At 61.4% G+C, this 12,612-nt stretch carries 12 protein-coding genes; 5 read left to right on the forward strand and 7 right to left on the reverse strand.

The window, feature by feature from the left end; translation table 11 throughout:
- Positions 1-156 precede the first annotated feature (156 nt).
- The gene (locus LHU53_RS11640; protein ID WP_227332821.1) at positions 157-1,599 is read left to right on the forward strand and encodes an 8-oxoguanine deaminase; all 1,443 of its coding nucleotides are present in this window, start codon (positions 157-159) and stop codon (positions 1,597-1,599) included.
- Positions 1,600-1,681: 82 nt separating this feature from the next.
- Here LHU53_RS11640 and LHU53_RS11645 read toward each other — a convergent pair whose 3' ends face one another.
- From LHU53_RS11645 to LHU53_RS11660, 4 genes are read right to left on the reverse strand one after another with little or no spacing between them, the layout of a single operon-like run.
- Positions 1,682-2,398 (reverse strand): ABC transporter ATP-binding protein, encoded by a 717-nt coding sequence (locus LHU53_RS11645; protein ID WP_227332822.1) that lies wholly within the window; start codon positions 2,396-2,398, stop codon positions 1,682-1,684.
- Position 2,399: 1 nt separating this feature from the next.
- The gene (locus LHU53_RS11650; protein WP_227332823.1) at positions 2,400-3,170 is read right to left on the reverse strand and encodes an ABC transporter ATP-binding protein; all 771 of its coding nucleotides are present in this window, start codon (positions 3,168-3,170) and stop codon (positions 2,400-2,402) included.
- A gap of 36 nt (positions 3,171-3,206) precedes the next feature.
- On the reverse strand, positions 3,207-4,289 hold the full coding sequence (locus LHU53_RS11655) for an ABC transporter ATP-binding protein (RefSeq protein ID WP_227332824.1): 1,083 nt from the start codon (positions 4,287-4,289) through the stop codon (positions 3,207-3,209).
- A gap of 10 nt (positions 4,290-4,299) precedes the next feature.
- Positions 4,300-5,229 (reverse strand): branched-chain amino acid ABC transporter permease, encoded by a 930-nt coding sequence (locus LHU53_RS11660; protein WP_227332825.1) that lies wholly within the window; start codon positions 5,227-5,229, stop codon positions 4,300-4,302.
- Positions 5,230-5,704: 475 nt separating this feature from the next.
- Between LHU53_RS11660 and LHU53_RS11665 the strand changes: the two genes are divergently transcribed.
- Complete coding sequence (locus LHU53_RS11665; protein WP_227332826.1) at positions 5,705-6,112, forward strand: NifB/NifX family molybdenum-iron cluster-binding protein; 408 nt, start codon at positions 5,705-5,707, stop codon at positions 6,110-6,112.
- On the opposite strand, the gene LHU53_RS11670 is transcribed toward LHU53_RS11665, so the two are convergent.
- The 3 genes from LHU53_RS11670 to LHU53_RS11680 all read right to left on the reverse strand — a co-directional run bounded on the left by LHU53_RS11670 (position 6,109) and on the right by LHU53_RS11680 (position 10,570).
- Positions 6,109-7,425 carry a replication-associated recombination protein A gene (locus tag LHU53_RS11670; RefSeq protein ID WP_227332827.1) on the reverse strand — a complete coding sequence of 439 codons (1,317 nt, stop codon included), beginning with the start codon at positions 7,423-7,425 and terminating at the stop codon, positions 6,109-6,111. The genes LHU53_RS11665 and LHU53_RS11670 overlap by 4 nt on opposite strands.
- 131 nt (positions 7,426-7,556) lie before the next feature.
- Positions 7,557-8,213: an outer membrane lipoprotein chaperone LolA gene (lolA, locus tag LHU53_RS11675; RefSeq protein WP_227332828.1), complete on the reverse strand. Its 657-nt coding sequence runs from the start codon at positions 8,211-8,213 to the stop codon at positions 7,557-7,559.
- A gap of 11 nt (positions 8,214-8,224) precedes the next feature.
- The gene (locus LHU53_RS11680) at positions 8,225-10,570 is read right to left on the reverse strand and encodes a DNA translocase FtsK (RefSeq protein ID WP_227332829.1); all 2,346 of its coding nucleotides are present in this window, start codon (positions 10,568-10,570) and stop codon (positions 8,225-8,227) included.
- A gap of 330 nt (positions 10,571-10,900) precedes the next feature.
- On the opposite strand from LHU53_RS11680, the gene trxB reads away from it, so the two are divergent.
- The 3 genes from trxB (at position 10,901) to rpmG (ending at position 12,427) form a co-directional block, all read left to right on the forward strand.
- Positions 10,901-11,854 (forward strand): thioredoxin-disulfide reductase, encoded by a 954-nt coding sequence (trxB, locus tag LHU53_RS11685; RefSeq protein WP_227332830.1) that lies wholly within the window; start codon positions 10,901-10,903, stop codon positions 11,852-11,854.
- A gap of 143 nt (positions 11,855-11,997) precedes the next feature.
- Positions 11,998-12,231 carry a 50S ribosomal protein L28 gene (gene rpmB, locus LHU53_RS11690; RefSeq protein ID WP_078363766.1) on the forward strand — a complete coding sequence of 78 codons (234 nt, stop codon included), beginning with the start codon at positions 11,998-12,000 and terminating at the stop codon, positions 12,229-12,231.
- A gap of 25 nt (positions 12,232-12,256) precedes the next feature.
- Complete coding sequence (gene rpmG, locus LHU53_RS11695) at positions 12,257-12,427, forward strand: 50S ribosomal protein L33 (protein WP_101102312.1); 171 nt, start codon at positions 12,257-12,259, stop codon at positions 12,425-12,427.
- Positions 12,428-12,612 lie beyond the last annotated feature (185 nt).

Consider the following 12,612-nt stretch of genomic DNA (forward strand, 5'->3'; position numbering starts at 1 on the left):
GGTCAAATGATGTAAAACAACGACATGGATCCGGCTATTGTTCAGTTTTGCCGACAAATGTGTTGCCACCAAGCGCACGGCTGCGACGAAACGCCTCGCCAGCTTCTGCTTGGTGCGAACATCGGAGCCATGTCAACGCCACCCGAAACGCCTCGCATGCCCACCTTGCTGATCAAAAACGCCCGTTGTATTGCCACCTTTGACCATGCCAAACCGTCTGAGGCCCGCGAGTGGCATGACGCTTCGGTATTCATTCGTGGCCACCGCATCGAGACCATCGGGCCGGCCGCCGAGTTGCCCTCAACGGCTGACGAGGTCATTGACGCCCGGCACCACCTGGTCACACCCGGCCTGATCAACACCCATCACCACATGAGCCAAAGCCTGACGCGGGCCATCCCCCAGGTGCAAAACGCCGAGCTGTTTGGCTGGCTGCGCGGCCTGTACCCGATCTGGGCCGGATTGACGCCAGAGATGGTCCAGGTCAGCACCCAGGTCGCCATGGCCGAACTGTTGCTCAGCGGCTGCACCACCAGCAGCGACCACCTCTACATCTACCCCAATGGCGTGCGGCTGGACGACAGCATCGAGGCGGCGCAGCGCATCGGCATGCGTTTTGTGGCAACGCGCGGCGGCATGAGCGTTGGGCAAAGCCAGGGCGGCCTGCCACCCGACCGGGTGGTGGAAAAAGAGGACGTCATCCTGAAAGACACCCAGCGCCTGATCGAGACCTGGCACAACACGGCGCACGGCGCCATGGTGAACGTGGCCGTGGCGCCGTGTTCGCCGTTCAGCGTCAGCCGCGACCTGATGCGCCAGTCGGCCCTGCTGGCACGCAGTTATGGCGTGCGCTTGCATACCCATCTGGCCGAAAACGACCACGACCTGGCCTACAGCCGCGAAAAGTTCAACTGCACCCCCACGCAATACGCACAAGACCTGGGTTGGCTGGGCCATGACGTGTGGCACGCGCACTGCGTCAAACTCGACGATGTCGGCATCAGCCTGTTTGCCGCCACCCGCACGGGTGTGGCGCACTGCCCGTGCAGCAACATGCGCCTGGCCAGTGGCATTGCGCCAATTCGCAAGATGCTCAATGCCGGCGTGCCAGTGGGCCTGGGGGTGGATGGCAGCGCCAGCAACGATGCCGCGCACATGGTGAATGAAGCCCGCCAGGCGCTGCTGCTGGCCCGCGTGGGCCGCGCCATGCAGCCGCCCGAGGTGCGCATCAACGCCACGGGCCAGTCACGTGGCTTTTTTGGCTGTGATCTGGGCCCGGCCGAGATGACCGCCCGCGACGCCCTGAGCATGGCCACACGGGGCGGGGCACAGGTGCTGGGCCGCAGCGACATTGGTCACCTGGCACCGGGCATGTGTGCGGACCTGGCGCTGTTTGATCTGAACACGCTGGGTTTTGCCGGCGGCGCCGTGCACGACCCGGTCGGTGCCCTGCTGCTGTGCGCCAGCCAGCAGGCAGCCTACACGGTGGTCAATGGCCGGGTGGTGGTGCGCGAAGGCCAGCTGACCACGCTGGATCTGGGTCCGCTGATCGAACAGCACAACCGTCTGGCGATTCAGTTGGCCAACGGTGCGGCCTGAGTCAACCTGCCCGCTTTGAAAGGCGGATGTCATCAGCGACCTGCCCGCACCAAACGGTGGCCTGACATCCAAAGTGCACGAACTACTCGCCCAGGTAGGCGGCGCGCACCTTGGGATCCTTGAGCATGGTTTTGCCTTCACCGGTCATGGTGATCAAGCCGGAATCCATCACATAACCACGGTCGGCAATCGCCAACGCACGGCTGGCGTTTTGCTCCACCAGCAGCACGGTGACCCCTTGTGCGTACACATCACGCACCACTTCAAAGATCTTGTCGACCATGATGGGCGACAGACCCATCGAGGGTTCGTCCAGCAGCAAGACCTTGGGCCGGCTGATCAACGCACGTCCCATGGCCAACATCTGCTGCTCGCCACCACTCAAGGTGCCAGCCAACTGATCCTTGCGCTCTTGCAGGCGCGGAAAAATGCCAAACACCTTGTCGATGTCTTTCAGAATGTCAGCCTTGTCGTTGCGGATGTAGGCACCCATCTGCAGGTTTTCCAGAATCGTCATGCGGGTGAAGATGCCGCGGCCTTCCGGCACCATGGCCAGGCCCTGCTTCACCAGGTCCCACGGGCCCTGGCCGCGAATGCTTTTACCCAGGTACTCGATGTCACCGTCGTTGATCGGCAGCGAACCGGTGATGGCCTTCATGGTGGTGGTTTTGCCAGCGCCGTTGGAGCCGATCAGCGACACCAGTTCGCCCTCACGCACCTCAAAGTCCACGCCCTTGACAGCCTGAATGCCGCCGTAAGCGACCTTGAGGCTTTTTACTTTCAGAAGAGTTTTTGTCATATCAGTGGCCACCTGTGCCCAAATAGGCTTCGATCACTTTCTCGTTACGCTGCACCTCGGCGGGTGTGCCCTCGACAATCTGTTTGCCGTAATCAAGCACCGTCACCCGGTCACACAGTCCCATGACCAGTTTCACGTCGTGCTCGATCAGCAAAATGGTGCGGTTGTCATTGCGGATCTTGTCGATCAGCTCGCGCAGCATCACCTTTTCGGTGCTGTTCATGCCGGCGGCGGGCTCATCCAAGGCGATGAGTTGCGGGTCGGTGGCCAGCGCGCGGGCAATCTCTAGGCGACGCTGGTCACCGTAACTGAGCGTGCGCGCCTTGAAGTCCGCCAGGCGGCCAATGCCCACGTAATCCAGCAACTCCTGCGCGCGCTGCGCAATGGCAGCCTCTTCGGCCTTGAAACCCGCGGTGCGAAACACGGCGCCCACCAGCCCGGAATGGGTGCGCACATGGCGCCCCACCATCACGTTCTCCAACGCCGTCATTTCGGCAAACAGGCGGATGTTCTGGAAGGTGCGGGCAATCCCCGCCTTGGCCACCTCATGCACGGCGGTGGGCCGGTAAGGCTTGCCGGCCAGCTCGAACTTGCCGGTGTCGGGCGTGTACAGACCGGTGAGCACGTTGAAAAAGGTGGTTTTGCCCGCGCCGTTAGGGCCAATCAGGCCGTACACCTGGCCGCGCTGGATCTGGATGCCCACATCGCTCAGGGCCTGCAGGCCACCGAAGCGCTTGGACACGCCAGAGACGTTGAGAACTGTGTCTGTCATGGTTATCGATTCCTTTGAAGCACTGTCAAGCACAGCTCAAGGCTTGGTGCTGGCGAGTGATTTGCCATGCTCGGGCGCGGGCCACAGACCACGCGGGCGCAACAGCATGACGCTGATCATGGCGGTGGCGATAAGCAACTGGCGCAGGATGGAGGCGTCCAGCCGCCCCCCCGTCAGACTCTGCAGTGGCCCGGCCACATAACGCAGCACCTCGGGCAAGGCCGACAGGCAAACGGCCCCGAGAATCACGCCCGGCAGGTGACCGATGCCGCCCAGCACCACCATCGCCACAATCATCACCGACTCCATCAGACTGAACGACTCGGGCGAAATAAAGCCCTGGAAAGAGGCAAACATGGCCCCCGACACACCGCCAAACGTGGCGCCCATGCCGAACGCCAACAGTTTCAGGTTGCGGGTGTTGATGCCCATGGCCTTGGCGGCGATTTCATCTTCGCGAATGGCCATCCAGGCACGGCCCACGCGCGACAACTGCAGCCGATGCGAAATGATCACACTGACCACCACCAGCACCAGGAACAGGTAGTAATACAGCGTGACCGATGAGATGTCGTAGCCGAACACCTCGATGCGTTTGCCAAAACTCATGCCAAAAAACGTCAGCGAATCGATCTGACCCATGCCCTTGGGGCCGTTGGTGATGTTGACCGGGTGATCCAGGTTGTTCATGAACACGCGGATGATCTCGCCAAACCCCAGCGTCACGATGGCCAGGTAATCACCGCGCAGGCGCAGCGTGGGCGCCCCCAGCAACACGCCAAACAGCGCGGCCAGACCCGCCGCCGCCGGGATGATGATCCAGATCGGCATGTGCAAACCGTCCGGGAACATGGCGGCAATGGCGGGAAAGTTGTCGGTCAGGTGGGGCGAGGCCAGCAGACCGTACATGTAGGCGCCAATGGCAAAAAACGCCACATAACCCAAGTCCAGCAGACCCGCGTAACCGACCACAATGTTCAGGCCCAGGGCCAGCAACACATACAGCAGCGCCATGTCGGCAATACGCACCCAGGCGTTGCCAAAGCTCTGCAGGATCAGGGGGGCCACCAACAGCCCAACAGCTGCCAGCAGGAAAACGATGATTTGTTTTTGTCGCACGACGGGTCTCCTAGGCTCTGTCCGCCACACGCTCACCCAGCAGGCCCGAGGGCCGCAGCGTCAGCACAATGATCAGCACGATGAACGCAAAAATATCCGAGTAATGGCTGCCCAGCACACCGCCGGTGATGGCACCGATGTAACCCGCGCCCAGTGATTCGATCAGGCCCAGCGCAATACCGCCCACCACCGCACCAGCCAGGTTGCCAATGCCGCCAAACACCGCCGCCGTGAACGCCTTCAGGCCAGGCAGGAAGCCCATGGTGTGCTGCACCGTGCCGTAATTGGCCGCCCACATGATGCCGGCAATGGCGGCCAGCACGGCACCAATCACAAAGGTGGCAGAAATCACCAGATCAGGCTTGACCCCCATCAACGCGGCCACGCGCGGGTTTTCAGCCGTGGCGCGCATGGCGCGACCCAGCCGGGTGTAGTTCACCAGCCACATCAGCACCGCCAGCGAGACCACCGTCATCGCCAGAATCAAGATCTGCGTCAGCGTGATGACCGCACCGCCAATCTCGTAAGGCACCATTGGCAGCAAGTTGGGATAAGGCTTGTAATTGGGTTTCCAGATGATCATGGCCAGCGTCTGCAGCAGCAGCGACATTCCAATCGCGGTGATCAGCGGCGCCAGCCGGGGGCTGTTGCGCAGCGGCCGATACGCCAGTTTCTCAATGGAAAAGTTCAAGGTGGCCGCAACCACCGCCGCGATGACCATGGCCACAATCAGGATGATCCAGCCCGGCGTGCCGGGCATGGACTCTTGCATCAAACCGATGATGCTCCAACTGGTCATGGCGCCGACCATCAGCACCTCGCCATGGGCGAAGTTGATCAGGCCGATGATGCCGTACACCATGGTGTAGCCCAACGCCACCAAGGCATACATGCTTCCCAACACCAGACCATTGATGATCTGCTGTATCAAGGTTTCCATAAATATTTGTTCTCCGAAATTAGCCGAAAGCTGTGTCGGCCGGTACGTCGGCTCACGTGGTGAACCTGCCAAACCCTGCGCTACCAACAACCCAAATCGTCAAGCAATAAACTTGCCAGAACGGTGCCGCCCGGGGCGGAAGTGGCCGCGATTGTAGTCAAGGTGGCCCGAGGGTCTTGAACTTGCGCCCGCGGGTTTTCCCTTGAGCACGCACGACAACAGATCAGCGCGATGGGATGAGCCCCGCCCACCTAAGCCAGGCTGCAAATCCGTCAAGCCTCTGCCAGCGCAGGCAACCAACGCGCTGCCGGGTACGCTGCCATTTTTGTCACCTGGCATGCCCGGCGATACACACCCCAGATGAAAAATACAATAATTTCAAAAGCTTAGGATCAATTTTCAAGTTGGCACGGCGGTTGCTCAATACCTGACTGGCGGCATCATCCGACGCCAGCCGCTTCACAGATACACCGCCATGAAAATCGCCGTCACCAGTCAAAACCGCAAAACCATCACCGAACATGCCGGCAAATGCCGCAAGTTCTGGGTGTATGACATTCACAACCGGCAAATTGCCGGCAAGGCGCTTCTGGAACTCCCTCTGGAACAAAGTTTTCACGAAAGCGCCCATGCCGCCGGGCCCCAAGCCGCGCATCCGCTGGACGGCACCTGTTTGCTGATTGCGGCCAGTGCCGGACGCGGCCTGCAGACGCGGCTGGCACAAAAAGGCATCCAGGTCGCCGTCACCACCGAAACCGACCCGGACCGCGCCGTCACGGCATGGTTGAACGGTACGCTACCACTGGTCACCGGGCCAGCGCATGACTGTGACAGCCATCACGGCATCGGTCACGACCATGGCCCCGATCACCAGCCAGGCTAACTTTTGGCTGACGGTCCGACAGCCTGCGCCGCGGCCTGGTTTTGAGCGCGCAGGCTGCGCAGCTTTTCGGCGATTTTGATTTCCAGTCCGCGTTCCACCGGGCGGTAAAAGCCCGGCTCGGCCATGCCGTCGGGTAAATAAGTGGCCCCGGCGGCGAAACCACCCGCCTCGTCATGCGCGTAGCGGTAGCCTTTGCCGTAATCCAGTTGCTTCATGAGCTTGGTCGGCGCGTTGCGAAGGTGCATCGGCACCGGGCGGGTGCTGTCCTGTTTGACCCAGGCCTTGGCCGCATTGAACGCCTTGTAGACCGCATTGCTTTTGGGCGCGATGGCCAGATACACCACACACTCGGCCAGCGCCAATTCACCCTCGGGCGTGCCCAGACGTTCATACACCTCGGCGGCGTCCAGCGCCAGACGCAGTGCCCGCGGGTCGGCCAGGCCGATGTCCTCGCTGGCCATGCGGATCAGGCGGCGCGCCATGTAGTTGGGGTCGGCGCCGCCATCGAGCATGCGCACCAGCCAGTACAGCGCCGCATCGGGGTCGCTGCCACGCACACTTTTGTGCAAGGCCGAGATGGTGTCGTAAAACTGCTCGCCACCCTTGTCGTAACGGCGCAAACGTTCACCCAGGACTTTGAGAAGCCACACGTCGGTGATCTCGCTGCGACGCTCCTGCGCAGCGGCCACCGCCAAGGTTTCCAGCGTGTTCAGCAGGCGCCGGGCGTCGCCATCGGCATACGCCACCAGCCGCTCAACGGCTGCTTCCTCGATCGCTGGCAGCCCTTGCAGGGCCTGGGCTGACGCCACAATTTTCTTCAAATCGTCAGGTGTCAGCGCCTGCAACACATAGACTGCCGCGCGCGACAGCAGCGCCGAGTTCACCTCGAACGACGGGTTCTCGGTGGTGGCACCGATGAAGGTGAACAGGCCGCTTTCCACATGCGGCAAGAAGGCGTCCTGCTGGCTTTTGTTGAACCGGTGCACCTCATCGACAAACACCAGCGTGCGCCTGCCCTGGGCTTGCGCCAACTGGGCCTGCTCCACCGCTTCGCGGATGTCCTTGACCCCGCCGAGCACCGCGCTGATGGTGATGAATTGCGCATCAAACGCGTCCGCCATCAACCGCGCGATGGTGGTTTTGCCCGTGCCGGGTGGCCCCCAGAGAATGCAACTGTGCGGCTGGCCCGACTCAAATGCCAGCCGCAGGGCCATGCCCTCACCCAGCATGTGCTGCTGGCCAATGACCTCGCTCAAGGTCTTGGGGCGCAGTCGTTCGGCAAGTGGCGGGTGGTTCGGGGGCGCGATACGCATGACGCTATTGTGGCCGAGCGGGCCCGTTCAACACCCTGGGGCGGCTGAACCGGCCAGGCTGATCAACCTCAACCTGGCTTGCCGGTGGGTGACGACTTCGCCAACGTGGCGCAACGGTCAGCGAACACACGTCACTGCTTCAACACATCGGCGCCGGCAGGCGGCCTGAACTCAAAGGCTTTGGCCGACAAGGCCGGGTTGACCTGAAAACCGGCAAAACTCAGCACCGAGCGCTGGCCAAAACTGTCCAGTATCTCCAGCACTTCCAGCGTGGGCACCTCGGCGCTGCTCGACTTGAAGCCCACCCGCACCGACTGCAACTGTCCGTCTTTCGACTTGGGCACGGCCAGCACCCACTGCAGGCCATCCTTATCAGGTGCATCGGTGAGGGTGAAGTCGGCCTGCAGCGCCTTCAGATCGGCGGCTGAGGCAATCAGCGCCGCCGGGGTTGAACCCAACACCTGCGACTGCTGACGGGTCGTGACCTGGTTCAGGTCTTGGTCATACAACCACAGCGTCTGGCCGTCGGCGACGATGGTCTGGGCAAAAGGTTTGACGTAGATGAATTTGAAACGATGGGGGCGGGAAAACTCAAACTGGCCGCTCGACGTTTTGACGCGCGGCGTCTGCCCTTCCTTGGCTGGCGAGGTCACCACCTGGGTGAAATCGGCCTGCCCGGTTTTTACCGTTTTCACGAAGTCTTCCAGGCTTTTCAGGCCGCTGGCCCAGGTGGAACCCGCCCCGGCAAGCAGTAACGCCGCCGTGATCACAAACCGTTGAAATTGCATTGAATGACCCATCAATCGTTGCGCGCGGGCACCAGAATGTCGCGCTGGCCGCTGCTGCTCATGCTGCTCACCAGACCGGCTTTTTCCATATCTTCCACCAGCCGGGCGGCGCGGTTGTAGCCAATTTTGAGGTGGCGCTGCACCAGCGAAATGCTGGCTTTGCGGTTCTTCAGCACCACTTCCACGGCCTGGTCGTACATCGGATCTTTTTCACCGCCACCGCCGTCGAGTGTGCCTGCACCGTCTTCACCGTCCACCGTGCCGCCCTCCAGAATCCCTTCAATGTAATTGGGTTCACCCTGACTTTTCAGGTAGCTGACCACGCGGTGCACCTCTTCGTCACTGACAAACGCCCCGTGCACGCGAATCGGCAAGCCGGTGCCACTAGGCATGTAGAGCATGTCGCCCATGCCCAGCAGGGCTTCGGCCCCCATTTGGTCCAAAATGGTGCGGCTGTCGATCTTGCTACTGACCTGGAACGCAATGCGGGTCGGGATGTTGGCCTTGATCAGCCCGGTGATCACGTCCACGCTGGGACGCTGGGTCGCCAGAATCAGGTGGATACCGGCCGCACGGGCTTTTTGGGCGAGGCGGGCAATCAGCTCTTCAATCTTCTTGCCGACCACCATCATCAGGTCGGCCAGTTCGTCGATCACCACCACAATGTGCGGCAGGCGGTCCAGCGGCTCAGGGGCTTCAGGCGTCAGGCTGAACGGGTTGCCGATGAGTTCACCGCGCGCCTTGGCTTCGTCCATACGGGTGTTGAAACCGGCCAGGTTACGCACGCCCATCTTGCTCATCAGTTTGTAGCGGCGCTCCATCTCGGCCACACACCAGGTCAGGCCGTTGGCCGCTTGTTTCATGTCGGTCACCACCGGGCACAGCAGGTGCGGAATACCTTCGTAGACCGACATTTCCAGCATCTTGGGGTCGATCATCAGCAGCCGGACGTCATGCGCCTCAGCCTTGTACAGCAGGCTCAGAATCATCGCGTTGATGCCCACCGACTTGCCCGAACCGGTGGTGCCTGCCACCAGCACGTGCGGCATTTTGGCCAGATCAGCCACCACCGGGTTGCCCACAATGTCTTTGCCCAGGCCCATGGTCAGCATTGACTTGGCCTCGTTGTAGATCTTGGAGCCCAAAATCTCGGACAGCTTGATGGTCTGGCGTTTGGCGTTGGGCAATTCGAGGGCCATGGTGGTTTTGCCGGGAATGGTTTCCACCACGCGGATCGACACCAGGCTCAAACTGCGCGCCAAATCTTTGGCCAGCCCGACAATTTGCGAGCCTTTGATGCCGGTGGCGGGTTCAATTTCGTAGCGCGTGATGACCGGGCCAGGCTGCGCCAGCACCACGTTCACCTCCACGCCGAAGTCATTGAGCTTTTTCTCGATCATGCGGCTGGTCATCTCCAGCGTCTCAGGGGCGACGGTTTCCTGGCGCACCAGCGCGGCGTCGAGCAGGTCCACCTGCGGTAATTTGCCATCGAGTTCGCGAAACAGCGGCTTCTGGCGCTCTTTGACCACGCGGTCGCTCTTGGGCACATCGGCCAGCGGTGGCTCCACCACCACGACCGGCTTGGGGTGAAGCACCAGGGTGTCCTGACGCTCTTCCACCAGCACCTCGGCACGCGCCTGCGCCGCCTGCTGGCCCAGCGCCACATCTTCTTCCAGGGCCACTTTTTCGCGGTGTGTCTCGATCTGGCCAAACATCCAGGCACCCAGCCGCTCGGCCAGGTAACCCCATGAAAAACCAAACACCAGCGACGAGCCAACCACACCGGCCGCAATGGCCACCAGGCCCGACCCGGTAAAACCCAAACTCTCCAGGCCCAGCGGCCCCAGCAAATACCCCAGAACGCCACCGCTGTGGCCGGGCAAATGCGCCTCCAGGCTGTAAAAACGGGTCCATTCCAGCGTCGCGCTGGCACAGGTCAGCAACACCAGGCCCAGCCAGAACAGCGCCCGGCTGCCGCCGGTTGACGGCCCATCCACCACCTGGGCGCGGTTGGCCAAGGGCTCGTCATGGCCGCGCAGCCAGCGCGCCAAGGCCGACAACCAGGCGCGCAGTCCCGCTGCCACGCACCACCAGACGGAATAACCGAGCAGGAAATAGCTGCCATCCGCCAGCCAGGCACCCACCTGGCCCGCGGCATTGCCCACCGGCGCGCCCGTGCCCGAGGTTGACCAGGCCAGATCCAGCGGCGAATAACTCAGCAGCGCCAGCAACCACAGCGCCAGCGCCACCGAGGCCACCACCAGCCAGAGTTCGGCGGCAAAACGCCCCAAACCGGTGCGCTCGCCCTTGGGTGCGCCACCGCGGGGCGTATTCAGGGTGTTGAGGGAATAGGTCATCGTGCCCTCCGCACCGGCCAGCCAGTGCCGCGCACACGGCACAGGCGCTGCACCCACCCCGTCACACGCCGGGCATACCGCTCGTCGCACGGCGTGAGCAGCGCTTGGTACCCCTGCGACATCTGTGCCAGTGAACGTCCTGAGAAAATCGACCGCCTGCACAGCAGGCATGGCGTCGTCAACATGACCATCGCATCACCCTCATAAACTAGCCTTCCAGGAACCGGATAGGATTGAAACCCACAAAAATGCCGGGTCCGAAGCAACTCGTTAGTTTAAGAACGAATCGCTGCTGCGCGCACCACTCTCACATGTATTAAAAGGTAACTGATGACCACCCAACGCCACACCCAAGTCCTGATCCTCGGATCGGGCCCTGCCGGTTACACCGCCGCCATTTACGCCGCCCGCGCCAACCTGTCGCCGGTGATCATCACCGGCATGGCCCAGGGTGGACAACTCATGACCACCACCGAGGTCGACAACTGGCCCGCCGACGTGCATGGCGTGCAAGGGCCGGATTTGATGCAACGTTTTCTGGAGCACGCCGAGCGCTTCAAGACTGAGATCGTGTTCGACCAGATCAGCAAGGTGGATTTTTCCAAACAGCCGTTCACGCTGGAAGGCGACAACGCCACCTACACCTGCGACGCACTGATCCTGGCCACCGGCGCCTCGGCCAAGTACCTCGGTCTGCCCTCTGAAGAAGCGTTCATGGGCCGCGGCGTGTCCGGCTGCGCCACGTGCGACGGCTTTTTCTACCGCAACGAGGTCTGCTGTGTGGTGGGCGGCGGCAACACCGCCGTCGAAGAGGCCATGTACCTGTCCAACATTGCCAACAAGGTCTACCTGATCCACCGCCGCGACAAGTTCCGCGCCGAGCCGATCATGATCGACAAGCTGATGGAAAAAGTGGCTGCTGGCAAGATCGAACTGCGCACCTTCAGCACGCTGGACGAAGTGCTGGGTGACGAAACCGGCGTGACCGGTGTACGCATCAAAAACGTGGCCACCGGCGCGCTGGAAGACCTGGCGCTCAAAGGCTGCTTCATCGCCATCGGCCACAGCCCCAACACCGGCATTTTCGAAGGCCAGTTGGCGATGGAAAACGGCTACATCATCACCCAAGGCGGCAACAAGGGTTTTGCCACCCAGACCAGCGTGCCGGGCATTTTTGCCGCCGGTGACGTGCAAGACCACGTTTACCGCCAGGCCATCACCAGCGCCGGCACCGGTTGTATGGCAGCGCTAGATGCCCAGCGCTTTCTGGAACAGCAGGCGTAATTCGATACCGGGCTATAATGCCGGGCTTTGCTGAACGCCCCCGTGAGGGAATCGGTCAGCAATCGGGTTACCGCCACCCTTTTCTTGGCGAGGTGAGGCTCCTGGCGTCAGTCAGGGCCGTTAAAAAGTATCGGAGTGTCCACATGGCACGCGTATGTGAAGTCACGGGCAAAGGCCCGATGGTCGGGAACACGGTTTCCCACGCCAACAACAAAAACAAGCGCCGGTTCCTGCCGAACCTGCAATATCGCCGTTTCTGGGTTGAGTCAGAAAATCGCTGGGTTCGCCTGCGCATTTCCAACGCCGGTCTGCGTTTGATCGACAAAAATGGCATCGACGCCGTGCTCGCAGACCTGCGCGCCCGTGGCCAGGCCTGAAACTTTCTAATTAAGAGGCATCATCATGGCAACCAAAGGCGGACGCGAAAAAATTAAGCTGGAATCGACAGCCGGCACCGGTCACTTCTACACGACCGACAAGAACAAGAAAACCACTCCTGAAAAGCTGCTGATCAAGAAATTTGATCCGGTAGCTCGCAAGCATGTGGACTACAAGGAAATCAAGCTGAAGTAATTCGGCCTTTGTTCCTGACACAAAAAAGCCCGCTCGATGCGGGCTTTTTTGTGGGCTATGACCCGTCCTGCCAGAAGTTGACACATTTGCCGTCAAGAAAGGGCAGGTGTGATGGATACAGGAGTGAAGCGCACACAGCGCGACTACACGTTGGCTTTTAAGCTGTCGGTGGTGGAGCAAGTGGA

Origin of the sequence: Rhodoferax sp. U2-2l, assembly GCF_020594515.1 — a bacterium.
In the GTDB taxonomy this organism is placed as follows: domain Bacteria; phylum Pseudomonadota; class Gammaproteobacteria; order Burkholderiales; family Burkholderiaceae_C; genus Rhodoferax.